28 protein-coding genes are annotated in these 24,157 nt (G+C 72.9%); 11 read left to right on the forward strand and 17 right to left on the reverse strand.

Annotated features, from left to right (window positions below; translation table 11 throughout):
- Positions 1-21 precede the first annotated feature (21 nt).
- Positions 22-360 (reverse strand): hypothetical protein, encoded by a 339-nt coding sequence (locus ACFWGN_RS08825; protein ID WP_191804067.1) that lies wholly within the window; start codon positions 358-360, stop codon positions 22-24.
- A gap of 152 nt (positions 361-512) precedes the next feature.
- Between ACFWGN_RS08825 and ACFWGN_RS08830 the strand changes: the two genes are divergently transcribed.
- Together ACFWGN_RS08830 and ACFWGN_RS08835 are read left to right on the forward strand one after the other, a co-directional pair.
- Complete coding sequence (locus ACFWGN_RS08830) at positions 513-1,340, forward strand: HEAT repeat domain-containing protein (RefSeq protein WP_377616554.1); 828 nt, start codon at positions 513-515, stop codon at positions 1,338-1,340.
- A 233-nt stretch (positions 1,341-1,573) separates the two neighbouring features.
- Entirely contained in the window at positions 1,574-1,930 is a 357-nt protein-coding gene (locus ACFWGN_RS08835) for a hypothetical protein (protein WP_377616555.1), read from the forward strand.
- Positions 1,931-1,995: 65 nt separating this feature from the next.
- Here the strand turns inward: ACFWGN_RS08835 and ACFWGN_RS08840 are convergent, their stop codons facing one another.
- From ACFWGN_RS08840 to pheS, 4 genes are all read right to left on the reverse strand, one after another.
- Positions 1,996-2,664 carry a YceI family protein gene (locus tag ACFWGN_RS08840; protein ID WP_191804063.1) on the reverse strand — a complete coding sequence of 223 codons (669 nt, stop codon included), beginning with the start codon at positions 2,662-2,664 and terminating at the stop codon, positions 1,996-1,998.
- A gap of 214 nt (positions 2,665-2,878) precedes the next feature.
- Complete coding sequence (locus ACFWGN_RS08845; RefSeq protein ID WP_377616556.1) at positions 2,879-3,727, reverse strand: SDR family NAD(P)-dependent oxidoreductase; 849 nt, start codon at positions 3,725-3,727, stop codon at positions 2,879-2,881.
- Between the two features lie 4 nt (positions 3,728-3,731).
- Positions 3,732-6,317 carry a phenylalanine--tRNA ligase subunit beta gene (pheT, locus tag ACFWGN_RS08850; RefSeq protein WP_377616557.1) on the reverse strand — a complete coding sequence of 862 codons (2,586 nt, stop codon included), beginning with the start codon at positions 6,315-6,317 and terminating at the stop codon, positions 3,732-3,734.
- Positions 6,317-7,408: a phenylalanine--tRNA ligase subunit alpha gene (pheS, locus tag ACFWGN_RS08855; RefSeq protein WP_191804057.1), complete on the reverse strand. Its 1,092-nt coding sequence runs from the start codon at positions 7,406-7,408 to the stop codon at positions 6,317-6,319. The genes pheT and pheS overlap by 1 nt, the downstream gene beginning before the upstream one ends.
- A gap of 347 nt (positions 7,409-7,755) precedes the next feature.
- Between pheS and ACFWGN_RS08860 the strand changes: the two genes are divergently transcribed.
- The gene (locus tag ACFWGN_RS08860) at positions 7,756-8,355 is read left to right on the forward strand and encodes a hypothetical protein (RefSeq protein ID WP_377616558.1); all 600 of its coding nucleotides are present in this window, start codon (positions 7,756-7,758) and stop codon (positions 8,353-8,355) included.
- Between the two features lie 9 nt (positions 8,356-8,364).
- Here the strand turns inward: ACFWGN_RS08860 and thpR are convergent, their stop codons facing one another.
- The 5 genes from thpR to infC form a co-directional block, all read right to left on the reverse strand.
- Positions 8,365-8,979 carry an RNA 2',3'-cyclic phosphodiesterase gene (thpR, locus tag ACFWGN_RS08865; protein WP_377616559.1) on the reverse strand — a complete coding sequence of 205 codons (615 nt, stop codon included), beginning with the start codon at positions 8,977-8,979 and terminating at the stop codon, positions 8,365-8,367.
- A gap of 11 nt (positions 8,980-8,990) precedes the next feature.
- On the reverse strand, positions 8,991-9,884 hold the full coding sequence (locus tag ACFWGN_RS08870; protein WP_318244549.1) for an RNA methyltransferase: 894 nt from the start codon (positions 9,882-9,884) through the stop codon (positions 8,991-8,993).
- A 38-nt stretch (positions 9,885-9,922) separates the two neighbouring features.
- On the reverse strand, positions 9,923-10,309 hold the full coding sequence (rplT, locus tag ACFWGN_RS08875; protein ID WP_030150471.1) for a 50S ribosomal protein L20: 387 nt from the start codon (positions 10,307-10,309) through the stop codon (positions 9,923-9,925).
- 75 nt (positions 10,310-10,384) lie between these two features.
- The gene (rpmI, locus tag ACFWGN_RS08880; protein WP_030150472.1) at positions 10,385-10,579 is read right to left on the reverse strand and encodes a 50S ribosomal protein L35; all 195 of its coding nucleotides are present in this window, start codon (positions 10,577-10,579) and stop codon (positions 10,385-10,387) included.
- A gap of 91 nt (positions 10,580-10,670) precedes the next feature.
- Positions 10,671-11,675: a translation initiation factor IF-3 gene (gene infC, locus ACFWGN_RS08885; protein WP_191804137.1), complete on the reverse strand. Its 1,005-nt coding sequence runs from the start codon at positions 11,673-11,675 to the stop codon at positions 10,671-10,673.
- A 454-nt stretch (positions 11,676-12,129) separates the two neighbouring features.
- On the opposite strand from infC, the gene ACFWGN_RS08890 reads away from it, so the two are divergent.
- From ACFWGN_RS08890 to ACFWGN_RS08915, 6 genes are all read left to right on the forward strand, one after another.
- Positions 12,130-12,564, forward strand: a complete 435-nt coding sequence (locus ACFWGN_RS08890) for a Fur family transcriptional regulator (RefSeq protein ID WP_377616560.1) — start codon at positions 12,130-12,132, stop codon at positions 12,562-12,564.
- 124 nt (positions 12,565-12,688) lie between these two features.
- A complete protein-coding gene (locus ACFWGN_RS08895; protein ID WP_377616561.1) occupies positions 12,689-14,191 on the forward strand; it encodes a catalase in 1,503 nt (500 codons plus the stop codon).
- Between the two features lie 283 nt (positions 14,192-14,474).
- A complete protein-coding gene (locus tag ACFWGN_RS08900) occupies positions 14,475-14,828 on the forward strand; it encodes a DUF1844 domain-containing protein (RefSeq protein ID WP_056648882.1) in 354 nt (117 codons plus the stop codon).
- Positions 14,825-15,616, forward strand: a complete 792-nt coding sequence (locus ACFWGN_RS08905; RefSeq protein ID WP_377616562.1) for a hypothetical protein — start codon at positions 14,825-14,827, stop codon at positions 15,614-15,616. The genes ACFWGN_RS08900 and ACFWGN_RS08905 overlap by 4 nt, the downstream gene beginning before the upstream one ends.
- Positions 15,613-16,371 (forward strand): trypsin-like peptidase domain-containing protein, encoded by a 759-nt coding sequence (locus tag ACFWGN_RS08910; protein ID WP_377616563.1) that lies wholly within the window; start codon positions 15,613-15,615, stop codon positions 16,369-16,371. The genes ACFWGN_RS08905 and ACFWGN_RS08910 overlap by 4 nt, the downstream gene beginning before the upstream one ends.
- A gap of 10 nt (positions 16,372-16,381) precedes the next feature.
- Positions 16,382-16,807 carry a spore germination protein GerW family protein gene (locus ACFWGN_RS08915; protein WP_377616564.1) on the forward strand — a complete coding sequence of 142 codons (426 nt, stop codon included), beginning with the start codon at positions 16,382-16,384 and terminating at the stop codon, positions 16,805-16,807.
- Between the two features lie 55 nt (positions 16,808-16,862).
- Here ACFWGN_RS08915 and ACFWGN_RS08920 read toward each other — a convergent pair whose 3' ends face one another.
- The 7 genes from ACFWGN_RS08920 to ACFWGN_RS08950 all read right to left on the reverse strand — a co-directional run bounded on the left by ACFWGN_RS08920 (position 16,863) and on the right by ACFWGN_RS08950 (position 22,280).
- Entirely contained in the window at positions 16,863-17,588 is a 726-nt protein-coding gene (locus ACFWGN_RS08920; RefSeq protein ID WP_377616688.1) for an SseB family protein, read from the reverse strand.
- A gap of 53 nt (positions 17,589-17,641) precedes the next feature.
- Complete coding sequence (gene priA, locus ACFWGN_RS08925) at positions 17,642-18,373, reverse strand: bifunctional 1-(5-phosphoribosyl)-5-((5-phosphoribosylamino)methylideneamino)imidazole-4-carboxamide isomerase/phosphoribosylanthranilate isomerase PriA (RefSeq protein WP_056648878.1); 732 nt, start codon at positions 18,371-18,373, stop codon at positions 17,642-17,644.
- Between the two features lie 82 nt (positions 18,374-18,455).
- Positions 18,456-19,103: an imidazole glycerol phosphate synthase subunit HisH gene (gene hisH, locus ACFWGN_RS08930; RefSeq protein ID WP_191804046.1), complete on the reverse strand. Its 648-nt coding sequence runs from the start codon at positions 19,101-19,103 to the stop codon at positions 18,456-18,458.
- The gene (locus tag ACFWGN_RS08935) at positions 19,100-19,723 is read right to left on the reverse strand and encodes a hypothetical protein (RefSeq protein WP_377616565.1); all 624 of its coding nucleotides are present in this window, start codon (positions 19,721-19,723) and stop codon (positions 19,100-19,102) included. The genes hisH and ACFWGN_RS08935 overlap by 4 nt, the downstream gene beginning before the upstream one ends.
- A gap of 11 nt (positions 19,724-19,734) precedes the next feature.
- Positions 19,735-20,334, reverse strand: a complete 600-nt coding sequence (hisB, locus tag ACFWGN_RS08940; RefSeq protein WP_377616566.1) for an imidazoleglycerol-phosphate dehydratase HisB — start codon at positions 20,332-20,334, stop codon at positions 19,735-19,737.
- Complete coding sequence (locus ACFWGN_RS08945; RefSeq protein WP_191804125.1) at positions 20,331-21,479, reverse strand: histidinol-phosphate transaminase; 1,149 nt, start codon at positions 21,477-21,479, stop codon at positions 20,331-20,333. Before ACFWGN_RS08945 ends, hisB begins: the two co-directional genes overlap by 4 nt.
- A gap of 246 nt (positions 21,480-21,725) precedes the next feature.
- Positions 21,726-22,280, reverse strand: a complete 555-nt coding sequence (locus ACFWGN_RS08950; RefSeq protein ID WP_377616567.1) for a Rieske (2Fe-2S) protein — start codon at positions 22,278-22,280, stop codon at positions 21,726-21,728.
- Positions 22,281-22,482: 202 nt separating this feature from the next.
- Between ACFWGN_RS08950 and ACFWGN_RS08955 the strand changes: the two genes are divergently transcribed.
- Both ACFWGN_RS08955 and adhP read left to right on the forward strand, forming a co-directional pair.
- On the forward strand, positions 22,483-22,890 hold the full coding sequence (locus ACFWGN_RS08955) for a hypothetical protein (protein WP_377616568.1): 408 nt from the start codon (positions 22,483-22,485) through the stop codon (positions 22,888-22,890).
- Between the two features lie 189 nt (positions 22,891-23,079).
- Positions 23,080-24,126: an alcohol dehydrogenase AdhP gene (adhP, locus tag ACFWGN_RS08960; protein WP_377616569.1), complete on the forward strand. Its 1,047-nt coding sequence runs from the start codon at positions 23,080-23,082 to the stop codon at positions 24,124-24,126.
- The last annotated feature ends 31 nt before the right edge of the window (positions 24,127-24,157 follow it).

Below are 24,157 nucleotides of genomic sequence, written 5' to 3' on the forward strand. Positions count from 1 at the left end.
GGGCGGATCAGCGGGGGGCGCCTACGAGACCCCGGCCGGCACGGTCATCACGTCGATGCTCGACAGCGGGACGTACCGGTCCAGGCACGTCACGACCCGCTCGACGTCCTCGCGGACGGCGCCGGGGACGAAAGCGACCGTCGTCGGGAGCGGCGGCAGAGGGAGCGGTGTCACGGCGTACTCGACCGCAGGGTCCTCGATGCAGACGTCGATCCCGTCGGGCCACGCGTCGACCCCGACGATCCACGGCCCCTGCGGCGGGATCGCGACCGGCCCGGTCGCGCCCAGCGCGGCGGCCAGCGCCAGGGAGCCGCACGACGCCGCCACGGCTCCGGCGAGCAGGACGGTGCGGCGGGGCATGGCGGTCACCTCGGTGGTCGTCGTCGACGTCGGTGCGACCACCGTAGCGGACCCGCTCGGAGGAGACCCGGCGGTCGGCCGGCCCCCTATGCTCGCCCCATGGTTCTCAGCGTTCCCGTCCACCCGCGTCCGTCGCGCGGCTCGGCCTCGCGATGACCGACGACCTGCTCGCCCGGCTCCTCGACCCGGATCCCGCGGTCGACGAGGACGCTGTCGACGCCGCCGCCGAACGCGCCCTGGCCGGCGACCGGGAGGCCGCCGACGCCCTGCGCGACGTCGTGCTGCGCTTCGAGCGGTTCCCGATCAGCACGTTCGAGCGGACTCTCAACCGTCTCTACGCCTTCGCCGACGCGTCGCTCGAGCCGGCGATGCTGCGCGCCCTCGAGAACGGGGCGTCGGCACCCTGGTACCTCACGGCAGCCTGCGGACGCGCGGGCTTCCGGGGAGCCGTGCCCTACGCCCTCGCCCTGCTCGACTCACCAGTCACCTACGAGCGGACGGTCGGCTGCGAGGTGCTCGACGTCCTGGGGGCGCACGAGGCCGTGCCGACCCTCGTCGACGTGCTCGGCGACACGGACCACCGCGTCCGGGAGAGCGCGGCCGCTGCCCTTGCCGACCTCGGCGGGTCCGGGGCCGCGCTCGGGCTGCGCCGCGAGCTCGTCGAGCCTCGGTTCGGGCTCCTGGGCTACGTGTCGAACGCCCTGGGCGCGATCGAGCCCGACCAGACGACCTGGCTCCTCGACCAGGCCGCCAGTCCGGACACCAGAACCCGGTACTGGGCGGTCCGTGCCCTCGGGCGCACCGGGAGCGACCTGGTCCACGAGCCGCTGCTCGTCGTCGCAGCAGACCCTGCGGAGGAGACCGCGGCCATCGCGAACGGAAGCACGGTCGCGAGCGCAGCACGCAGTGCCCTGAAGACCTGGCAACGCGTGCGCCGCGTCCGTGCGGCAGACACCACGAGCACACGCCCCCTGTCCTGACCGCGGAGCCTCGCGCCCGCCCCGACGACAGGTCGGAGCAGGACCGCGACGAACGTCATGCTGGAGCGCACCACGAGGCGCTCTACGTCGTGCCGAGGCCGCCCGGCCAGGTGCAGCAGCGACTCGCGGTCAGCGCCTGCGCCGGGTGGCGGAGGCGAGCCTGCGGTTGAGCCGGGGCGCGGCACGGCGGATGCTGGGGGCGACCGTCCGGTCCAGCCACGAGGAGGTCGGCCATGCACCCGACGCAGGACGTCACGTCCCACCGCACCGCGCTCACGTCACCACGAGGCCGACGCATCGCCCTCGCCGCAGGACTGGTCCTCGCCGCGCTGGCGCTCGCGGCCTGCGCCCCTGGGCCCAACCCCGACGTCGGCACCCCCACCGCGGACGGCAGTCCCGCGGGGTTCTGGCTCGGTCTGTGGCAGGGCATCATCGTGCCCGTGACGTTCGTGATCTCCTTGTTCACCGACACGGTGAACATCTACGAGGTCCACAACAACGGGAACTGGTACGACTTCGGGTTCGTGCTCGGCCTGGGGCTGTTCGTGGGCGGGCCGTTCGGGGCCTCCCGCGGACGCCGTCACTCCTGACGGGCTGACCGCGTGCGCCGTCGGGCGAACCTCTCGGTCCTGCCGGATCTCGGTCCTGCTGGGTCTCAGTCCTGCCGGATCGCCTCGCCGGCGATCTCGATCTCGACCTTCTTGCCCACCAGCAGCCCGCCGGTCTCCAGCACGACGTTCCAGACGAGGCCGTAGGCCTCGCGGTCGAACGTGCCCGAGGCGCTGAACCCGAAGATGTCGCGACCGTACGGGTCGCGCCGCGCCCCGCCGAACTGCATGGTCAGGTCGATCGGGAGGGTGACGTCCCGGATCGTGAGCAGACCGCTCACGACGAAGTGCCCCGCGCCCGCTCCCTGGATCCTGGCCGCAGGGACCTCGGAGCGCTCGGGCGAACGGTTGCGCAGGCGCGCCCAGCTGAGCATGGCGTCGTCCTGCGGGCCCTGCCAGCGCACCGACGTGCTGCGGAAGTCGACGGTCGGGAACCGCTCGACGTCCAGGAAGTCAGGGCTGCGCAGGTGCACGTCCCGCTCGTCGTGGTGGGTCGTGAGGCTCGTGGCGTCCATGGTCGCGGAGACGGCCGACGCGAGCGGGTCGGCCCCGACGACGATCGTGGCGCTCGCACGCGTGAGCTCGCCACGGACCGGGGAGACCATCATGTGCTTCCCGAGGAACCCGACCCGCTTGTGGGCCTCGTCCAGCAGGAACGTCCCCGCATCCGGGATCGTCATGCCGTTCCAGTACCGGGTCGGGTGGTCGATCGTCATCCGGGCAGGGCCTCTCGCTCGTTCTTGCAGGTGCAGAACAGCGGTGTCCGCACCGACCGGGTCGGTGTGCCCCTCGAGCATTCCCCATGAGTAGTAGAAAGTTCAACTAACCGAGGGGTGAACCTGGCCACCTCCTGGCCACGACGAACGACGAGAAGGGCCGCTGCTCCCGGAGGAACAGCGGCCCGTCTCGTCGAGGTGCGAGGAGTTCTCCTCAGCGCGCCGGCAGCGCCCCCGGCATGGGGTCTCCGTCACCGAACCGCGTCACGCGCAGTCGGCGTGCCTCCGGACCGGGCGCGGCGTCCGCGTCCCCCGGCGTGCCCGAGGCAGCGGCCCGCAACAGCTCCGGGGTGTCGTGCGTGACGCGCACGAACGTCCCCGACCACGCGTCGAGCTCTCCACGGGCGATCGCGACGATCATCTCGACCGTCCGTTCGACCGGGGTCCACTCGGTACGCCCCACGTGCATGTCCATGGACGCCGTCAGGTCGGTCTGGACGACTCCGGGCGAGACCTCGAACGTGCGCAGACCGAGGGCGTGGCCCGACAGGTGCAGGTTCGAGCCCATGCGGAGCAGCGCGGTCTTGCTCGCGTTGTACGCGGTCGCGCCGTTCATGTCGTGCGAGCCCGCACCGGAGTTGAGGTCGACCACCCGGCCCCCGCCGCGGACGAGCATCCCGGGGACGACCGCGCGAGAGAGCAGGAACGGCCCGCGCAGGTTGGTCTCCATGACGGACCACCACTCGTCGGGGTCCGCCTCCCACAGCGGGACCTCGGCGTCGATCCGCCCGGCGTTGTTGACCAGGAGGTCGATGCCGCCCAGCTCTGCCTCGGCGCGCGCGACCGCCGCGTCGACCGCCGCGACCTCGGAGACGTCCGCGACCAGGCCCACGGACCGGCGACCCAGCGCGCGGACCTCCGCGACGACGTCGTCCACGCGGGACGCGTCCCGGCCCAGGACCGCGACGTGGAGGCCCGCCGCGGCGAGCCCCCGCACGACCGCACGGCCGATCCCGCGCGTACCGCCCGTGACGAGGGCGGTACGCGCGGGGGCGACGCTCACGACGTCAGCCACGGAGCTCGGCCCCGAGCTGCTCGTGCGCCGCGGCGACCGCTGCAGCGCGCACGGCCGCGGAGTCCTCCGCGGTCAGCGTGCGGTCGGCGCCCCGCAGGCGCAGCGAGAACGCGAGCGACTTCTTGCCCTCGCCCACCTGGGGGCCGGTGTAGACGTCGAAGAGCGCGAGGTCCTCGAGCAGGTCGCCCGCCCCCTCCTCGATCGCGGCACGCACGGCCGAGGCCGGCACGGAGGCGTCGACGACGAGCGCCAGGTCCTCCTTCGCGAGCGGGAACGACGAGACGGGAGCCGCCTGGACCGGCTGCTCCGGGGCGGCGGCGATCAGGGCGTCCAGATCGACCTCGAACGCGACGGTCCGCGCGGGCAGGCCGAGCGTCTCGAGCACCTTGGGGTGCAGCTCACCTGCGTGCCCGACGACGGTCCCGTCCGACAGCTCGAGCCTCGCCGTCCGGCCCGGGTGCCACGGCGCGTGGTCGTGGTCGGCGACGACGACCACGTCGACGCCCGCACGCTCGGCCACGAGCTCGGCGGCCGCGAGCGCGTCCGTCCAGTCCGCGGCGCGGCCGGCGCCCCACCAGCCCGACGCCTCGCGCTGCCCCGTGAGGACTCCCGCGACACGGCGCGGCTGCGGCGGGACCGCTGCCTGCAGCGTGGCCAGGTCGGCCTCGCTCGGGCGAGCACCGCCCGGCAGCTGCGGGGCGGCGGGAGCACCGGCGACCGGACGGGTCACGAGGCCGATCTCGAAGATCGCGAGGTCCGCGTTGCCTCGTCCCACGTTGCGCTTGACCGTGCCGAGCAACGTGGTGAGCAGGTTCGTCCGCATCTCGGGGTGGTCGTCCGCGAGCGGGTTGACCAGCCGCAGCGCGCGCCGGCGCTCGTCGTCCGCAGGCAGGCGCAGGTCGTCGTGCGCCTGGGGGTTCACGAACGGGTAGCTCAGCGTCTCGACGAACCCGGCCTCCGCGAGGGCGCGCGCGACCGAGCGGCGAAGCTGCTGCGCTGTCGTCAACCCACGACCGGCCGGGGCCGGCGGCAGGATCGACGGGATCTTGTCGTAGCCGACGAGGCGGGCGATCTCCTCGACGAGCTCGGCGGCCCCGGTCAGGTCCGGGCGCCACGTGGGCGGGGTGACCTCGAGGGTCGTACCGCCGTCGAGGTCGCGGACCGTGCAGCCGATCTCGACGAGGACGCCGCGGACCTGCTCCGAGGTGTACGCCACCCCGACGAGCCTCTCGGCCTCGCCGATCGGGAAGACGACGGGCGTGACGGGGGCGACCGTGTTGAGGTCGCTCACCGCCGGGTCCGCAGTGCCTCCACCGAGCTCGACGAGCAGCTCCACCACGCGCTGGGCCGCGACGGGCGGCAGCGCGGGGTCGGCGCCACGTTCGAAGCGCTTGGCCGCCTCGGAGGGCAGCTTGTGGCGACGCGCCGAGCGCGCGACGGTGATCGGGTCGAAGTGCGCGGCCTCGACCAGGACGTCGGTCGTGCTCTCGCCGACCTCGCTCGAGGCCCCACCCATGACGCCCGCGATCCCGAGCACCCGCGACGCGCGAGAGCCCTCGGGCGAGTCGGTGATGAGGAGGTCCTCGACGTCGAGGCGGCGGTCGACGCCGTCGAGCGTCGTGAGCCGCTCCCCCGCGTGCGCCCGGCGCACGACGATCGGGCCCGCGACCTTCGAGAGGTCGTAGGCGTGAAGCGGCTGACCGAGGTCGAGCATGACGTAGTTCGTGATGTCGACCGCGAGCGAGATGGGCCGCATGCCCGCCTGCGTCAGGCGTCGCTGCATCCAGGCCGGCGTCGACGCCTGCGGGTCGATGCCCCGCACGATGCGCGTGACGAACCGGTCGCAACCGGTCACGCCGTGGATCGGGGCCTCGTCCTCGACCTCGACCGGGAAGCCGTCGGGCGTCACGCCCGGCAGGTCGCCCGTCGGGAGGCCGCGGTCGGTGAAGGCCGCGCCCGTGGAGTGAGAGAACTCGCGCGCGACGCCCCGGTAGGAGAAGCAGTACCCGCGGTCCGGCGTCACGTTGATCTCGAGGACCTCGTCACCGAGTCCCAGGAGCTCGAGCGCGTCCGTGCCGGGAGTCGTGTCGTAGCCCATCTCCGGGGAGTACCCGTAGCGGTCGAGCACGATGATGCCGTCGTGGTCCTGCCCCAGGCCGAGCTCCTTGGCCGAGCAGATCATGCCGTCCGAGACGTGGCCGTAGGTCTTGCGGCTCGCGATGGGGAACGGTCCGGGCAGCACGGCCCCAGGCAGCGCGACGACGACGCGGTCACCCGGGCCGAAGTTGTGCGCACCGCAGATGATGCCGCGCGGCGTCCCGCCCTCGGTCACGGGGACGCCGTCGACGTTGTGCGCCCCGACGTCGACCTGGCACCAGTTGATGACCTTGCCGTTCTTCTGCTCCTCGGGCTCGACCGAGACGACCTGGCCCACGACGAGCGGGCCGGTGACGGACGACCCGTGGATCGCCTCCTCCTCGAGGCCCACCTTCACGAGCGCGGCGGCCAGCGTCTCGGCCGTCAGGTCAGCAGGCAGCTCGACGTGCTCGCCGAGCCAGTCGATGACGATGTTCGGCATCAGATCCCCATTCCGAACTGGGTCGAGAAGCGGACGTCGCCCTCCACCATGTCGTGCATGTCAGCAATTCCGTGGCGCAGCATGAGCGTGCGCTCGATGCCCATGCCGAACGCGAAGCCCGAGTAGACCTCGGGGTCGATCCCCGCCGAGCGCAGGACGTTGGGGTTGACCATGCCGCAGCCGCCCCACTCGATCCAGCCGGCCCCGCCCTTCTTCTGGGGGAACCACAGGTCCATCTCGGCGCTGGGCTCGGTGAAGGGGAAGAACGACGGGCGCAGGCGCGTGCGGGCCTCGGGACCGAACATCGCCTTAGCGAAGTGGTCCAGGGTGCCGAGCAGGTGCGCCATGGTCAGGCCCTTGTCGACTGCGAGGCCCTCGACCTGGTGGAACACGGGCGTGTGGGTCGCGTCGAGCTCGTCGGTGCGGAACACCTTGCCGGGGCACGCGATGTACACGGGCAGCTCGCGCTCGAGGAGCGTGCGGGCCTGGACCGGCGACGTGTGCGTGCGCAGCACGAGGTTCGACGGTTCGCCCGGCTCGCCGTCCGGACCCGCCGGGGTCTGGAGGAAGAACGTGTCCTGCATCTGACGGGCCGGGTGGTCCGGACCGAAGTTCAGGGCGTCGAAGTTGAACCACTCGGCCTCGATCTCCGGGCCTTCGGCGATCTCCCAGCCCATGGCCGTGAAGAAGTCGGCCGCGCGCTCCTGGAGCGTCTCGAGCGGGTGACGTGCCCCCGAGGGGGCACGGTCGACGGGCAGCGTCACGTCGACCGACTCCTCGACGAGGACCCGCTCGTCGCGCTCGGCCTCGAGGACCTGGGTGCGCGCGGCGAGCGCCTGGTTGAGGCGCCCGCGGATCGGGCCGAGGAGCTTGCCCGCGGCAGCCTTGTCGGCGGGGGCGAGCTGGCCGATCTGGCGGTTGGCGAGAGCGAGGGCGCTGCGGTCGCCGGTGTGCTGCAGACGCACCGACTTCAGCTCGTCGAGGTCGCGGGCGGCCTCGACGGCCGCGAGGGCCTCGGAGAGGACGACCTCGAGCGCGGGGCCGTCGAGGGGCGACGGCGCAGCGGGCTGTACCGGATCAGGGGTGGACATGCGTGCCTTCCTGGCGGGATCGGGACCGGACGCGCAGAGGTCACCTCGCGCGTCCAACTGAAGATTCTAGAGCGCCCGCCGGGGCACGACCGGTCGATCCGCGGCCGCCGTGCGGCGACCGGTGGTCGACGTGCGCAGCGTCAGCCGCGCGGCCCTCGAGCGGGCCACGTAAATCGGCGATCATCGCGCTGCATGTCCCCATCGTCCCACACGCGGTCCGGACGCGACGGAGCCTCGGTCCGGACGCGAGCGAGAGTGCGGCGCGGCGCAGATCGGCGCTGCCAGGCGCATACCGAGAGGTCGGCGGTGGCGGTGAGGGACTGGACGACGTGAGACGGCGGCGCGACATGGACCACCACCGGTACGGCCCGGGCCGCGACGGTCCGGACGACGCCTGGCCGACCTACCCCGCTGGTACTCCCGGCCCGCCCGACCCGCTCTCGGCGACCAGGGACGCAGAGCTCACCGGCCCGGCGGCTCCCCCACCCGAGACGCGCCCCGCGGACGCCGCACCCCACCGCGCGCCGGACGCTCCGCCGTCGGGCTCGGTCGAGGCGCGTGGGCCCGACGCCGCCCCGGCCGCACGGACGAGGCGGACGGCCTCTCGCCCGACGACGGACGACGAGCCGCCCGCCGGGTTCTGGCGGACGGCTCGGTGGGCGCTCGTGCTCGGCGCCGTGGTGGGCGCGGTCTACCTCGGGAGGTGCTCGGCGCGCGGGCTGACGCTCGACGACGCGGCGGTGTTCCTGCCCGTCGGGGCCGGAGGCATGGCCCTGTGCGTCTCGACGGTCGCGGTCGTCGTGGCCTGGGTCGTCCGGTACGTCACGACCCGCCGTGGCACGGACGCTCTCCTTGTGCCCGGCGCCCTGCGCGGCTGGACCCGCGCGTACGGGCTGCTGCTCGGCTTCATGGTCGCCGCGTTCGTCTGGGCCGGCGCCCAGGGCTGACCCGGCTCGTCAGCGACGCACGCCGAGCGGCGACGTCCGCACGACCTCGTAGAGCGGGCCGCCGCTGCGCCCCGCCCCGGGGGTCGACTCGACCAGGCACAGCTCGTCGGCCGTGAAGCGCGGTCCCTCGTAGACCGCGAGAGCGTGCGCCAGCTCGGCGAGGCCCGGCCCCGTGGGGCGCGGGTCGGTCTTGCGCCGGCCGTTCTTGCGCGGCCCGGAGGCACGCGCCACGGTCAGGTGGGCGCGCTGGCGCGGTCGCCGGTCGAGGCGCAGCCCGACGTCGGAGGCCGCTTCCGCGGTCGCGGCGCTCAGGCGACGGAGCGCCTCCGCGTCGCCACCCACCCCCGCGAACAGGATGCGGTCCTCGAAGGTCCCGGCCCCGCGCAGGTGCAGCGTCAGGGGCTCGATCGCCTCCGCGACCTCGTCGAGGGCACGCCCCAGGTCGTCGACCGCCCCGTCCGCGACCTCGCCGAAGAACGCGACCGTCAGGTGCATGAGGTCGCGCGGCGTCCAGCGGACCGAGGGTCGACCGTCGTCGAGCGCGACCGCACCGAGCGCTGACAGCGCGAGGTCGAGGTGGGCGAGGGCCTCGTCCGAGGGATACAGGGCGGCGAAGAGACGCACCGACCGTCCCCTCACGCGTTCCCGTCCGTGGTGCGCGGTCGGTGCGCCCTGCTCGAGGCGTAGAGGCACACCGTCGCGGCCGTGGCGAGGTTGAGCGACTCGGCCAGGCCGCGGAGCGGAACGCTCACGACCTCGTCGGCCAGCTCGCGGTCCTCGGGCGGCAGCCCCCAGGCCTCGTTGCCGAAGACCCACGCGGTGGGACGGGCGAGGTCGGGTGTGCCGGTGGGCGCGGCGCCCGCCACGTCGAGGAGGTCGTCGAGGTCGTGGTCGCCCCCGCCGTCCGCTGCGAGGACCGTGAGCCCGGCGGCGCGCAGCGCGTCGACCGTCTCCGCGAGACCCGCACCGGTCACGACCGGGAGGTGGAACAGGGATCCCGCCGTCGAACGCACGACCTTGGGGTTGTGCACGTCGACGCTCTCGCCCGCGAGCACCACCAGGTCCGCCCCGGCGGCGTCGGCCGCCCGGACGACCGTCCCGGCGTTGCCCGGGTCGCGGACGGTCGCGAGGACCGCGACGAGCCGGGGACGCCGCGTGAGCACGTCGTCGAGCGTGAGCTGCTCGATCCGGACCACGGCCAGGATGCCCTGGGCGTCCTGGCTCATGGCCTCGAACGCCTCGGGCGTCGTGAGGTGCACGTACAGGCGCTGGTCGAGGGCGTCGTCGACGATCTCCGCGTAGCGTTCGGCTGCCGACGGGGTCACGTACACGTCACGCACCAGGTGCGCGCCGTGCCGGACGGCCTCGCGCACCCCCTGCGGTCCCTCGACGAGGAACTGCTGGTGGCGCAGACGCGCCGGACGCCCGGACAGTGCCCGGACCGCCTTGACCCTGTCGCTCCGAGGATTCCAGACCTCGGGAACGCGGTGGGAGAACGGTACGGGGCGACCTGAGGACAGATCGTTCACTGTGCGGGCGTCCGGTGAGAAGAGTCGCTGCTCGATGATCAGGCAGCAGCCTTGGGGGCGTTCACGTCAGCAGGCAGCGCGTCCTTGGCGGCCTGGACGAGCGCGTTGAAGACGGTCACGTCGTTGACCGCGAGGTCCGCGAGCACGCGACGGTCGACCTCGATGCCAGCGGCCTTGAGGCCCTGGATGAGGCGGTTGTACGTCAGGCCCTGGGCGCGCGACGCAGCGTTGATGCGCTGGATCCACAGACGACGGAAGTCGCCCTTGCGCGCCTTGCGGTCACGGTAGGAGTAGACGAGGGAGTGGGTGACCTGCTCCTTCGCCTTCCGGTAGAGACGCGAACGCTGGCCGCGGTAACCCGCAGCGCGCTCGAGAGTTGTACGGCGCTTCTTCTGGGCGTTGACCGCCCGCTTCACGCGTGCCACGTGATGCTCCTTGCAGTTCGGGGCTCAGGTAGGGATTCAGCGATGATCAGCACCGGGGTGCGACCACCAGGCAGATCACTTACCGAGCAGCTTCTTGATCTTCTTGACGTCTGCGGGGGCGACGACCTGGTCAGCAGACAGGCGACGCGTGCGCGTGCTCGACTTGTGCTCGAGCAGGTGGCGCTTGTTGGCCTGCTCGCGCATGACCTTGCCGCTGCCGGTGATGCGGAACCGCTTCTTGGCGCCGGAGTGCGTCTTGTTCTTCGGCATGGCTGCCGTTTCTCCTTTGTCTGGTCGAGATCCCGGGAGGGACCCGACGTGTTCGGGCCGGGGCCGGTGGGCCTGGCTCGGTGTCAGTTGGTCAGCTGGGCTTGCCGCCGGGCTTCGGCTTGGCAGCCGTGCCGGGCTTGGGCGCTGCCGGCCGCGGGGCCGGAGGCTTGGGCATGGCGGCCGGCTTCGGCACCGCGATCGGCTTGGGGGCCGAGACGGGCTTGGGCGCGGCAGCCGGCGCGGCCGGAGCAGCAGTCCTGGGGGCTGCAGGAGCCTTGGGAGCCGAGGTGCGAGGCGCGGCCTTGGGTGCAGAAGCGCGGGGCGCTGCTGCCTTGGGGGCTGCTGCGGGAGCGGCCTCGGCGACGGGCGCCGGTGCGGGCTCGGGAGCGGCAGCAGCCTTGACCGCAGCAGCGGCCTCGGCGGAAGCGACCATCTCCGCGGCCTCGGCGACCTGTACCTCGAAAGGCACGTCGTTGCCGTCCGCGGGCTCCTCGGAGACCTCGACGGGGGCGGCCTTGGCGGCCGACTTCGTCTGACGAGGCTCGGCCTCCTGGGCGCGACGACGCTGCTCGTTCTTGGCTTCGGCCTTCTTCTTGACCGGGCCGAGCACCATGATCATGTTGCGCCCGTCCTGCTTGGGCGCGCTCTCGACGAAGCCGAGCTCCGCGACGTCCTCCGCGAGGCGCTGCAGGAGACGGATACCCATCTCCGGGCGCGACTGCTCACGGCCGCGGAACATGATCATGACCTTGACCTTGTCGCCCGCTGCGAGGAAGCGCTCGACGTGGCCCTTCTTGGTGCCGTAGTCGTGCGGGTCGATCTTCAGACGGAAACGGATCTCCTTGAGGACCGTGTTCGCCTGGTTGCGGCGAGCCTCACGGGCCTTCATGTCCGACTCGTACTTGAACTTGCCGAAGTCCATGAGCTTGCACACCGGCGGGCGTGCGTCGGGGGCGACCTCCACCAGGTCGAGGTCAGCGTCCTGGGCAAGGCTCAGGGCGACCTCAATGCGGACGACGCCGACCTGCTCCCCACCTGGGCCGACAAGTCGGACCTCGGGGACACGGATCCGATCGTTGATGCGAGGCTCGCTGATGTGATGCTCCTAGGAAGTCGTCGGTAGACCACCAGGAACGGGAAAGGCCCCCGTCCCAGAGCGCAGGGAGGAGGCCATCGATCGGGTCGTCGCGGGTGCGACGAACACACCGTCGCGTCACCGTGAAGAACGGCGACGCTCCGGACCGAGACCCGGCCTCTGTCGTGACGATCGTCAGCAGTTGAAGCTCAGGTGGGATGGAATCCACTTTGCGCACCCGTACGTCTCTCGAAGCGCCTGCTGGAGCCTCGACAAGAACCTACGGGTCGGTCAGCGACCAACAATAGCACGCACCGGCCGGAGCCTTCGTCACCGCAGGGCGGATGCCCGGCCCGCCCGACCCACCCACGATCCGCGCCGCCCCGCGGGGCGCGACGAGCGTTCACGTCGACGACACGCACTGGACACCCTCCATTGTTGGAACTCTTCCAGAAAGTGTGGTTAGAGTAGGACCGTGCCGATCGACAAGACGCTCCGCCCCGCGGACCACGAGACCGAGCTCCGCGACAGCGGGCTCCGCGTCACGGCTGCCCGTCTGGCGGTGCTCGACGTCGTGACCCGGCAGCAGCACGCCGACGCGGACGACGTCCTGCGGGCCACCCGCGAGGCCCTCGGGTCGGTGTCCGTCCAGGCGGTCTACGACGTCCTGAACGCGCTCACGGACCACGGTCTGCTCCGGCGGATCGCGCCGGCGGGCCACCCGGCGGGCTACGAGCGCAGGCTGGGCGACAACCACCACCACGTCGTGTGCCGCTCGTGCGGCGCGGTCGCCGACATCGACTGCGCGGTCGGTCACGCACCCTGCCTGACACCGAGCGGGAACAACGGCTTCACGATCGACACGGCCGAGGTCACGTACTGGGGCCTGTGCCCCGACTGCGCGGCCTGACGCCCGCCACCGCACCACGGCCACCCCGAGCCCCCCACCGCTCCCCGGAGCACCTGTCCTCCCTACCGCCCCCTACCCACGAGCAGGCACGGGGCCCAGAGCCCCTCACCTGAAGGAGAAGACGATGACGAACACCCCCTTCACCACCACGCAGACGGGCACCCCCGTCCCGAGCGACGCCCACTCCCTGACCTCCGGGGCGGACGGCGCGACCGCGCTGCACGACCGCTACCTGGTCGAGAAGCTCGCGCAGTTCAACCGCGAGCGCATCCCGGAGCGCATCGTCCACGCCAAGGGCGGCGGCGCGTTCGGCGAGTTCGTCGTGACCGAGGACGTCTCGGCCTACACGCGTGCGGCCGTGTTCCAGCCGGGCGCGCGGACCGAGACCCTCCAGCGCTTCTCGAGCGTCGCGGGCGAGCAGGGCTCCCCCGACACCTGGCGCGACGTGCGCGGCTTCTCGGTGAAGTTCTACACGACCGAGGGCAACTACGACATCGTCGGCAACAACACCCCCGTCTTCTTCATCCGGGACGGCATCAAGTTCCCGGACTTCATCCACTCGCAGAAGCGCCTGCCGGGCTCGGGTCTGCGCGACGCAGACATGCAGTGGGACTTCTGGACCCTGTCCCCCGAGTCCGCGCACCAGGTGACCTACCTCATGGGTGACCGTGGCCTGCCGCGCTCGTGGCGCGAGATGCCGGGCTTCGGCTCGCACACCTACCAGTGGATCAACGCGGCGGGCGAGCGCTTCTGGGTCAAGTACCACTTCACGTCGAACCAGGGCAATGTCGAGATGGAGGGCTCGGAGGCCGAGCTCATCGCGGGCGCCGATGCCGACTACTACCGTCGCGACCTGTACGAGGCCATCGAGGCCGGCAACTTCCCGTCGTGGGACCTGCACGTCCAGGTCATGCCGTACGAGGACGCCAAGACGTACCGCTTCAACCCGTTCGACCTGACGAAGGTCTGGCCGCACGCCGACTACCCGCTCATCAAGGTCGGGACGCACACGCTCAACCGCAACCCGCAGAACTTCTTCGCGGAGATCGAGCAGGCGGCGTTCTCGCCCGCCAACACGGTCCCGGGCATCGACATCAGCCCCGACAAGATGCTCATGGCCCGCGTGTTCTCCTACCCGGACGCGCAGCGCTACCGCGTGGGCACCAACTACAACCAGATCCCGGTCAACTCGCCGCACGCCGCGCCGGTGCACAACTACTCGCAGGACGGCGCCCAGCGTCACGGGTTCAACTCCCCCTCGACGCCGGTCTACGCCCCCAACAGCCTGGGCGGCCCCGTGGCCGACGAGGCGCGCGCCGGGGTCGGCTCGTGGGAGTCGGACGGTGAGCTGACGCGGGCCGCGGCGACGCTGCACGCCGAGGACGACGACTTCGGCCAGGCCGGCACGCTCTACCGCGAGGTGTTCGACGACGCGGCCAAGGCTCGCTTCCTCGAGACCATCACGGGTGCCGTCGGCGGTGTCCAGAGCCCTGTGATCCGTGAGCGCGCGATCCAGTACTGGACGAACGTGGACGCGAACCTCGGGGCGGCCCTGCGCAGCGCCCTCGAGGCCGCTCCGCTCGCTGCGGACGAGGACGGCGTCACGTCGGAGCCCGCGCACTCCTGACGCGGGTCCCCTGACCGGCGCGACGTCGTCGGGCAGGAGCCCTGTGCACCACCCCGGAGGCCGGGTCCGCTCAGCGGGCCCGGCCTCCGGGCGTGCGGCCGCCGCCCGCCCGCCGTGGCGAGCACCTGCCAGGTCAGCGCTTGGCACACTATTCCTATCGCGAGGCGCGCGAGGCCCGACGGCGCAGCCCGCCTCGACCGGCCGTGTCCCCCCGGGCCGGGCCCGGGCCGGCGACGGGCCGCCCGGGGTCCCCGCACAGCCCATGCTCTGGAAGGATGGAGCCATGACAACCGAGAACGACCCCACCACCCAGGACGCCACCCGGGACATCGCGGACGTCGCGGCCGTCGAGGTCATCACCTCGGCCGCGGTCCACCTCATGAGCGCCGCGGCCGTCAAGTGCGGCCTGGCCGAGGACGCCGCCGAGAAGGGTCACCTGGACCTCGACGAGGCGCGCAAGCTCATCAACGCGCTCGCCGCCCTCGTGACCGCGTCCGCCCCGGACATCGGCAACCAGCACGCACGCTCGCTGCGCGACGGCCTGCGCACGCTCCAGCTCGCGTTCCGCGAGGCCTCGGTCTACCCCGACGCCCTCGGCGAGGGCCCGGGCGAGAAGTACACGGGCGCGGTCAGTTGAGCACCCCGTCGGGCGGGCAGCCGACGCCTCCCCCGCCGTCCAGCGCGCACGGGGGCCACGGCGTCGTGCCCCCGCCCGACGGTCGGGCGACCCCTCCCCCGCCCGCACCTCCCGGTGTCCCGCCGGCGCAGGCGCAGACCCCGGCGCCGGCACAGCCCTGGGCCTCCGACGACGTCTCCCCGCAGATGTCCGCCTACCAGGCAGCGGCCACGCTGCCCGGTGCGGGCCCTGCGGGCCCCACCGGCGGCCCCCCGTCGGGCAGCGCGAAGCGCGGCCGCCCGGGGCGCGGCAAGACCGTCGCGATCGTGGTCCTGAGCCTCGCGCTGCTCGCGTCGCTCGGCCTCGGTGCGTACCTCCTGGTCACGACGCTGAGCTGGCAGGACCGCAGCGCGCAGTGGGAGTCCGAGGCGCGGGGGCTGGGCGAGGACGTCGCCCAGCTCACGGCCGACCTCGACGGCGCCAACACCGAGCTCGAGTCGGCCCGCACGCAGCTCGCGACCACGCAGGAGCGCATCACCGAGCTCGCGAACGAGAAGGCGCAGCTCGGCGACGAGAACGTGGCCTCGCAGCAGTACCTCGACTACCAGGCCCGCATCTCCGAGGCCGCCGGCACGGTCGCCGCCGCCCTCGGGCAGTGCACCACGGCGCAGGACGAGCTCATCGGCTACCTCAACAACCGCGACGCCTACAACCCCGACGACCTCGCCCGGTTCGCGACCCAGGTCGACGGGCTGTGCAAGGCCGCGACCGACGCGAACACCGAGCTCCAGAAGGAGCTCAACAAGTGAGGCCGACGACCGCCGGGCGTCGCCGCCCGCGGCGACCGGCCGCGCTGCTCGCGGGCGTCCCGCTGCTCGCGGCCCTGGTCACGGGCTGCGGGGTGCTGCCCGAGCTGCCCGAGCCCATGCCCAGCTCGGTCGTGCCCAGCTTCGCCCAGCAGGCCGAGCCCGTGGGCTCGGAGAACCTCTCCCCGGACGGGTTCGACGCGGTCAAGCGCATGGCCGTACGCATCCGCAACGTCGGGTGCTCGTCGCTCTCGACCGGGTCGGGGTTCGCGCTCGACGACCGCACGCTCATCACGAACAAGCACGTCGTGGAGGGCTCCAAGTCGCTCCAGGTGCTGACGTACGACGGGCGCGACATCAAGGTCGAGACCGCCAGCGCGGCGGGTCTCGCGGACCTCGCGATCGTCCGCACGAGCGACGACCTGCCCTCGGCCCCGACCCTCGCCGCGGCCGACCCGGTCCAGGGCGAGGCCGTGACGGTCGTGGGATACCCCGAGGGCGGGCAGCTCACGGTCACTCAGGGCACGGTCGTGGGCACCACCACGGACCCGCTGCACTCGAACCTCGGCGAGGTCCTCGTGACCGACGCGCAGGTCGAGCCCGGCAGCTCGGGCTCCGCGGCGCTCAACGCGGACGGCGAGGTGATCGGCGTCGTGTACGCGAAGTCGAGCAACGCCTCGCTGCTCGTCCCGGTCTCGACGCTGCGGTCGATGCTCGACGACACCTCGGCCTTCGCACCCTTGCCCGCCTGCTCGTAGGCTGCGAAGCATGAGCAACGACGCGAGCACGGCAGGACGGCCCGACCCCACGTTCGTCACGCGAGCGGCGAACGACGCCTTCTCGGTGCGCAAGGTCTTCGGTGAGGCCTACGAGCGCGACGGGACGCTCGTGGTGCCGGTGGCCAAGGTGTGGGGCGGCACCGGCACGGGCTACGGGTACGGGGTCGGATCCTCGGCGGACGGCGCCGGGAAGCGGGGCGACGAGGGCGCGGCCGCCGCTCCCGACGCAGGCGAGGGGGCCGGCGGCGGCGGGGGCTACGGCATGAGCGTGCGCCCGCTGGGCGTGTACGTCGTGGGCCCCGACGGTGCACGGTGGCACCCCGCGCTCGACCTCAACAGGGTCGTCCTGGGGGGGCAGGTCGTGGCCGTCGTGCTCGCCCTGGTGGGCGGCTGGGTCCTGGGACGCCGCCGCTGAGCGGTCCGCGCCGTCGGGCAGCTCGCAGGATGCCCGACGGCGCAGCACGGCTGGGTCAGTCGGCGCGGCCGATGCGCAGCTCGAGCGAGTCGACGCGCTCGGAGATCACGTCGCTGCCCGCGAGGGCCGCGTTGACCTGGGCCAGGACCGCGTCGAGACCTCGTCGGTCCAGGCCCGAGTCGATCGCCAGGACGACCGCGACCTCGGCGCTGCGCCCCGTCTCGGCGCGGACGGCCGCGACGTGCTCGACTCCCGAGACCGCGCCCGCGATCGCGTCCGCGACGTCCTCCACGACCTGACCGTCGGCCACGGCCGGGGCCCACTCCTTGCCCTGCGCGAGCGCCCACACCGCGGGACGCGGGATCAGGACCGTGACCGGGCCCGACGGGTCGAGGACCAGCAGCGACCAGTCCTCGCTCACGGCCGACAGCGCGGCGCGCGGCGCGTCCACGGGGACCGGGCGAGCGTCGGGCCGCCAGGCGGCCATGCTCGCGACGCTCGAGAACACCGGGAGCGCACGCCGGCCGTCGGGGGCCTCGAGCGCGACGACACCGGCCGCGGCCTCCTTGTCGACCTTCTGCCCGTGCTCACCCTCGCCCGCCGTGACGAGCTCGGCGAGGATCGGGATCAGCAGGCGCGAGCGGCCGAGCTGCGCGACGACCTGGGTCAGGCTCGCCCCGCCCTCGACGAACGCCGCGAGGACCGCGGTCAGCGCCGGGTCGGCCGAGCCGTCGTCCCCGGAGAAACCGGAGGACGGCGGCAGCGCCTTGCCCTTCGACAGCGGCGCCGCACCGTGCTCGGACGCGTGGGCGTGACCGGCGTGCGGGTCCGAGGTCACGGACGGCCTGCCACGTCGAGGGCCTGCGGCAGCGTGAAGGCACCCGCGTAGAGCGCCTTGCCGACGATCGCACCCTCGATGCCCTCGCCGACCAGGGCGCGCAGCGCCTCGAGGTCCGCCAGGCTCGAGATCCCGCCCGAGGCGATCACGGGCGCGTCGGTGCGCGAGGCGACCTCGCGCAGCAGGTCGACGTTCGGGCCGCGCAGCGTCCCGTCCTTGGTCACGTCGGTCACGACGTAGCGCGAGCAACCGGCCGCGTCGAGACGTTCGAGGACCTCCCAGAGGTCACCGCCCTCCTGGGTCCAGCCGCGCGCCGCGAGGGTCGTGCCGCGCACGTCGAGCCCGACGGCGATCGCGTCGCCGTGCTCGGCGATGACCTTCGCGGTCCACTCGGGGTTCTCGAGGGCGGCCGTTCCCAGGTTGACGCGCGAGCAACCCGTCGCCAGGGCGCGAGCGAGCGACTCGTCGTCACGGATGCCCCCCGAGAGCTCGACCTTGACGTCGAGGCGCGCGACGACGTCGGCCAGCAGCTCGGCGTTGGACCCGCGACCGAAGGCCGCGTCGAGGTCGACGAGGTGCACCCACTCGGCTCCCCCGGCCTGCCAGTCGAGAGCGGCCGACAGCGGGTCGCCGTACGAGGTCTCCGAGCCGGCCTCCCCCTGGACGAGGCGCACCGCCTGCCCGGCGGCGACGTCGACGGCGGGCAGCAGGACGAGACGATCGGTCATGAGGGGTCCTTCCGAGGGAATGCACGAGAACGATGGACGAGAGGGAGGGTCAGGCAGGGTCGTGGACCCTACCCGGGACGGTTCAGAGCGAGCGGACCCAGTTCTCCAGGAGGGCCGCACCGGCGTCGCCGGACTTCTCCGGGTGGAACTGGGTCGCGCTCAGCGGGCCGTTCTCGACGGCCGCGACGAACGGGCCCCCGTGGTCGGACCAGGTGACGAGCGGGGCGCGGAACGCGGGCCCCACGGGCTCGTCGACCCCGAGCGGGAAGCGGCGGGCCGCGTACGAGTGCACGAAGTAGAAGCGCTCGTCGGCGATGCCGTCGAAGAGCACCGAGCCCTCGGGCACCTGGACGGTGTCCCAGCCCATGTGCGGGACGACGGGCGCGTCGAGGCGGTCGACGATGCCGGGCCACTCGCCGAGCCCCTCGGTGAGGGTCCCGTGCTCGTCGCCCTCGTCGAACATGACCTGCATGCCGACGCAGATCCCGAGCACCGCACGGCCGCCGGCCAGGCGGCGCTCGACGATCTGGTCGCCCCGCACGGCCTTGAGCCCGGCCATGACGGCAGCGAACGCGCCCACGCCCGGGACGACGAGCCCGTCGGCCTCCGAGGCGCGCGCCCGGTCGGCCGTGAGCTCGACCTGCGCCCCGACCCGCTCGAGCGCACGGACGGCCGAGCGGACGTTGCCGAAGCCGTAGTCGAGGACGACGACCGCGGGTCCGACGCTCACTTCTTGCGCGCCTTGCGGGCGGTCGACGTCAGCAGGCGCATGGCCTTCCAGCGCGAGATCCCCGAGCTCGGGACGACTCCCGAGAGCTCGGCGACGGTCGTCTGGCCCGTGACGAGGTCCTCGAGCTCCTCGGGCGCACCGCCGAGCACGAGCCCCGGGGCGAGCACGTCGCCCTCGACGCCGTCCTGCCAGCGCGTCGCGCTGAGCTGCTCGCCGCGGCGCGTGAGCAGGATGAGCGGGACGCCCTTGACGAGGGTCGAGACGGCGGCCGCGGCACGCTGCGGCGCGTCGCCCGACAGGTCGCGCAGGACCGCCAGCGCACCGATCTCGGTGGGCACGGCGTCGATCTCGAGCTGCGCGAGCGAGCAGGCGGCCGCCAGGGGCTCGGCACCCGCGATCTGGGTCACGAGGACCGCGAGCTCGGGGTCGGAGGACGGGGAGAGCAGGCTCGAGATGTCGTCCGGGATCACCAGGTCCAGCTCGGGCTCTTCGGGGTTCTGCGGGGTGGTCATGTCGTCCGTCTCGGTCGTCCGCGGCGTGTGGTCGCCGCGGGGCTGGTCGACGGGTCCGTGGCTGGGCTCGTGGCCGCCCTCGGACCCGTCGGGCTGTGCGGGGGTCATGGGCTCGGGGCTCACAACGCGCCCTTGGTCGACGGGATGCCGTCGACCCGGGCGTCGGGCGCCACGGCGACGCGCAGCGCACGGGCGAGGGCCTTGAACTGCGCCTCCACGATGTGGTGGGGGTCGCGGCCCGAGAGCACGCGCACGTGGATGCAGATCGCGGCGTGGTGCGCGATCGACTCGAGCACGTGGCGCGTGAGCGACCCCGTGAAGTGCCCGCCGATCAGGTGGTACTCCTGGCCCGCGGGCTCGCCCTCGTGCACGAGGTACGGGCGGCCCGAGACGTCGACGACCGCGAGCGCGAGCGCCTCGTCGAGCGGCACCATGGCGTCGCCGAAGCGGGAGATGCCCGCCTTGTCGCCGAGCGCGATCTTGAGCGCCTCGCCGATCGTGATCGCGACGTCCTCGACCGTGTGGTGCGCGTCGATGTGCGTGTCGCCCGTGGCCCGGACCGTGAGGTCGATGAGCGAGTGCTTGCCGAGGGCCGTCAGCATGTGGTCGTAGAACGGGACGGTCGTCGAGATGTCCGTCTTCCCGGTCCCGTCGAGGTCCAGCTCGACGAGCACGCTCGACTCCGACGTCGCGCGCTCGATGCGCGCGGTGCGCTTCACAGTCCTGCCACCTCCACCAGGGCGTCCTTGAACGCCGTCATCTCCTGCGGTGTGCCGATCGACACCCGCAGCCAACCTTCGGGACCAGTCTCCCGGATGAGGACGCCTCGATCCAACAGGCCCTGCCAGACCGCGTGGCGGTCCGGGAAGGTACCGAACAGGACGAAGTTCGCGTCCGAGTCGGCGACCTGCAGCGGGGCGCCGCCCAGGGCCGCGGGGCGCTGGGCCCGCAGCCAGGTCACGGTCGCGTCCCGCTCGGCCCGCAGCGCGTCGACCTGGGCCAGCAGCGAGGACGAGTGCTTGAGGGCAGCGCGCGCGACCGCCTGGGTCGCCGCCGACAGGTGGTACGGCAGGCGCACGACGCGCAGCGCGTCGACCAGCGTGGTCGACGCGGCGAGGTAGCCGACGCGTGCACCCGCGAGCGCGAACGCCTTGGACATGGTGCGCGAGACCGCGAGGTTGGGGTAGCGCTCGAGCAGCTCGAGCGCCGAGGGGACGCCCGCGCGGCGGAACTCTCCGTAGGCCTCGTCGACCACGACGACGGCCGAGGTCCCCGGCTCGGCGCCGTGCGGGGTGACCGCGAGCGCCGCCTCGCACACGGCCTCGACGACCTCGCGTGTCAGCGCCGTGCCCGTCGGGTTGTTGGGGCTGGCCAGGAGGATCACCGAGGGGGCGTGCGCGACGATCGCTGCGCGCGCGGCCTCGGGGTCGAGCGTGAAGTCCTCCGCACGCCGCCCCGTCACCCAGGCGGTCGAGGTGTCGCGGGCGTACTCGGGGTACATCGAGTAGGTCGGCGCGAACGACAGAGCGGTGCGCCCGGGTCCGCCGAAGGCCTGGAGCAGGTGGAGCATGACCTCGTTGGAGCCGTTCGCGGCCCAGACCTGCTCGGGGGCAACGCGCACGCCCGACTCCCCCGCGAGGTAGTCGGCGAGGTCCTGGCGCAGGCCGAGGAAGTCGCGGTCGGGGTAGCGGTTGAGCGTGGCAGCGGCCTCGGCGACGTCCGCGGCGATGGTCGCCACGACCTCGGCCGAGGGCGCGTAGGGGTTCTCGTTGACGTTGAGCAGGACGGGCACGTCGAGCTGCGGGGCCCCGTACGGCTCGATCCCCGCGTGCTCGGGTCGCACCGGGAGGCGCACCTGCGCCACGGCGTGCGTGCGGGCCTGCGAGATGGAGGCACCCGCCCGGGGTGCGTCGTCCGGGGACTCGAGAAGAGGAGTGGTCACCAGGACAGTCTACGAAGCCGTCCGTGCCGGACGGGTGGACGTCCGGCAGGCGGTCGGTGGACCTGCCCGCCGCGGGCGGTGCCGACGGTCGTCCGACGGCGCGACCGTGCAGGGAGCCGACGGCGCGACCGTGCAGGGAGCCGACGGCGCGACCACGCCGTGAGCACGTCAGGCGGTGACGACGTCGGTGCCGCTCACCGTGACGGCGAGGCGGGGCAGGGGCGTGGGCGCCGGGCCGGCGATCACGTCGCCCGTGCTCAGGTCGAAGCGGGAACCGTGGCACGGGCAGTCGAGCTCGCCGTCTCCCGGCGCGACCGTGCAGCCCTGGTGCGTGCAGATCGCGCTGAAGGCCTCGAACGTCCCCTCCTCGGGCTGGGTCACGAGGTAGGGCGCACCGTCGACCTGGACCGACACGGCACCGCCCACGGGCACGTCGCCCGTGGCGGTGACCACGGTGCCCGACGGCGCGGCCGCCGTCCCGCTCGTCCCGCTGCCCCCGCCCGTGGTCCCGGTGGTACCGCCCCCGCCCCCGCCGCCCGAGCAGGCCGCGAGCACCAGGGCGCCTGCGCCCGCTCCCGCCGACACGAGGAGCGAGCGCCGCGAGAGAAGGTCGCACGCCGGACGGCCGACGTTCCGAGCAGGAGCCGGGCAAGCTGTCGGCGTGGCGGCGGGCGCCCCCGCCTGCGTCGCGACAGAGGTCGCCTGCGTGGTCGAGGTCCTCATGGTCACCCTCCGCCGTGCGTCCGGGGTCGAGAAGTCTTTCAATTGAAGCATCGGGCCCGGCGCCACGCGCGAGCGCGCGACGTCCCGTCCGGGCATCCCGCCCACCCGCACCAGAGCACTCGGAGCACCCCATGGCCGCGTCCGAACCCCGCCCGCCGCAGGTTCGACCCCGGGGGGAGCCCCGCCGTCGGGCACGCCGCCCGTGCCCCCGCCGCTGCCGCGCGGCGCGTGGCTGCTGCGCGGCGTGACGGCCGCGGGGCTGCTGCTCTCGGCCGACGTCCACCTGTTCCTCTACGTCCAGGGGTACCAGGACATCGAGGTCGTCGGACCGCTGTTCCTGCTCAACGCGGTCGCGGGGTTCGTGCTCGGTCTGCTCGTGCTGGTCTGGCGCCACTGGCTGCCGCTGCTGGGGGCGATCGGGTTCTCGGTCGCGACGCTCGGCGCGTTCTACCTCTCGACGACGGTCGGGTTCTTCAGCGTGAACGAGACCGTCGGCGGGGTCCAGCAGGTCACGGCGGCCGTGAGCGAGTGGGTCGCGCTCGTCGGTGCGCTGCTGGCACTCGTGGTCGAGCGCCGTCGGGCGACCGGACGGTCCAGAAGCACCCCCTGACCTGCACAGACATCGCTTGTGACAGTTTTCACAACGGAGTTCGTCCTTTCTGTCCGACGCTGGACGGGCGCCCCTCCGCCCCCTCGGTTACGGTCGAGTCGTCGGACACCACAGGACGCGGAGCGCGTCCCGTCGCACCCGTCGACCCGCGGGTGGACCCCGCCCAGTGTCCGCTCCTGGAGGAGAGCCATGAGCACCATGAAGGCAGCCGTCGTCCACACGTTCGCCGAGCCGCTCACGATCGACGAGATCGAGGTCCCCACCCCCGGACCCCACGAAGCACTCGTCAAGGTCGACTACACGGGCGTGTGTCACACCGACCTGCACGCCGCCCACGGCGACTGGCCCGTCAAGCCCAGCCCCCCGTTCGTCCCCGGGCACGAGGGCGTCGGGACCGTGGTCGCGGTCGGCGACCAGGTCACCCGCGTCAAGGTCGGCGACAAGGTCGGCAACGCCTGGCTGTGGAGCGCGTGCGGCGAGTGCGAGTACTGCGAGTGCGAGTACTGCGAGACCGGGTGGGAGACGCTCTGCCCCCAGCAGAAGAACGGCGGGTACTCGGTCGACGGCTCGTTCGGCCAGTACATGCTGGTCGACTCGCGCTACGCCCCGATCATCCCCGAGGGCGTCGAGGACGCGGCCGTCGGCCCCATCCTGTGCGCGGGTGTCACGGTCTACAAGGGCCTCAAGCAGACCGACACGAAGCCCGGCGAGTGGGTCCTGATCTCGGGCATCAGCGGCCTGGGGCACATCGCGGTCCAGTACGCCGTGGCCATGGGGCGCCGCGTCGCCGCGGTCGACGTGGACGACGAGAAGCTGGCCCTGGCCCGCAAGCACGGCGCCGAGGTCACGGTCAACGCGGCCACCTCGGCAGACCCTGCGGCCGAGCTCCAGGAGAAGACCGGGGGCGGCGTGCACGGCGCGCTCGTGACCGCGGTCAACGCCCACGCCTTCCCGCAGGCCGTCGGTGCGCTGCGCCGCGGCGGCACGGTCGCCCTCGTCGGGCTGCCGCCCGAGAAGTTCCCGCTCGACATCTTCACGACCGTCCTGTTCGGCCTCACGGTCCGCGGCTCGATCGTCGGGACGCGCAAGGACATGGCCGAGGCGCTCGACTTCTTCGCCCGCGGGAAGGTCAACCCGACGTACACCGTGCGCCCGTTGAGCGACATCAACGACATCTTCAGCGAGATGGAGGCGGGCAAGATCGACGGCCGCGTCGTCATGGACATGCACTCCTGACGAGGCTCTCGCGGGGCTGCCTGCCCGGCCC

This window comes from Oerskovia sp. NPDC060338, assembly GCF_042726295.1.
Taxonomy (GTDB): domain Bacteria; phylum Actinomycetota; class Actinomycetes; order Actinomycetales; family Cellulomonadaceae; genus Oerskovia; species Oerskovia merdavium.

Excerpts from the sequence above, each read along its gene's own strand:
- ACFWGN_RS08860 (WP_377616558.1), top strand. The coding sequence starts at position 7,756 with ATGGACCACCACCGGTACGGCCCGGGCCGCGACGGTCCGGACGACGCC.
- ACFWGN_RS08840 (WP_191804063.1), bottom strand. The coding sequence starts at position 2,664 with ATGACGATCGACCACCCGACCCGGTACTGGAACGGCATGACGATCCCG.
- rpmI (WP_030150472.1), bottom strand. The coding sequence starts at position 10,579 with ATGCCGAAGAACAAGACGCACTCCGGCGCCAAGAAGCGGTTCCGCATC.
- ACFWGN_RS08950 (WP_377616567.1), bottom strand. The coding sequence starts at position 22,280 with ATGAGGACCTCGACCACGCAGGCGACCTCTGTCGCGACGCAGGCGGGG.
- ACFWGN_RS08915 (WP_377616564.1), top strand. The coding sequence starts at position 16,382 with ATGAGCAACGACGCGAGCACGGCAGGACGGCCCGACCCCACGTTCGTC.
- adhP (WP_377616569.1), top strand. The coding sequence starts at position 23,080 with ATGAGCACCATGAAGGCAGCCGTCGTCCACACGTTCGCCGAGCCGCTC.
- ACFWGN_RS08830 (WP_377616554.1), top strand. The coding sequence starts at position 513 with ATGACCGACGACCTGCTCGCCCGGCTCCTCGACCCGGATCCCGCGGTC.
- ACFWGN_RS08900 (WP_056648882.1), top strand. The coding sequence starts at position 14,475 with ATGACAACCGAGAACGACCCCACCACCCAGGACGCCACCCGGGACATC.
- ACFWGN_RS08825 (WP_191804067.1), bottom strand. The coding sequence starts at position 360 with ATGCCCCGCCGCACCGTCCTGCTCGCCGGAGCCGTGGCGGCGTCGTGC.
- pheS (WP_191804057.1), bottom strand. The coding sequence starts at position 7,408 with ATGTCCACCCCTGATCCGGTACAGCCCGCTGCGCCGTCGCCCCTCGAC.
- priA (WP_056648878.1), bottom strand. The coding sequence starts at position 18,373 with ATGACCGATCGTCTCGTCCTGCTGCCCGCCGTCGACGTCGCCGCCGGG.
- pheT (WP_377616557.1), bottom strand. The coding sequence starts at position 6,317 with ATGCCGAACATCGTCATCGACTGGCTCGGCGAGCACGTCGAGCTGCCT.
- ACFWGN_RS08895 (WP_377616561.1), top strand. The coding sequence starts at position 12,689 with ATGACGAACACCCCCTTCACCACCACGCAGACGGGCACCCCCGTCCCG.
- ACFWGN_RS08835 (WP_377616555.1), top strand. The coding sequence starts at position 1,574 with ATGCACCCGACGCAGGACGTCACGTCCCACCGCACCGCGCTCACGTCA.
- ACFWGN_RS08935 (WP_377616565.1), bottom strand. The coding sequence starts at position 19,723 with ATGACCCCCGCACAGCCCGACGGGTCCGAGGGCGGCCACGAGCCCAGC.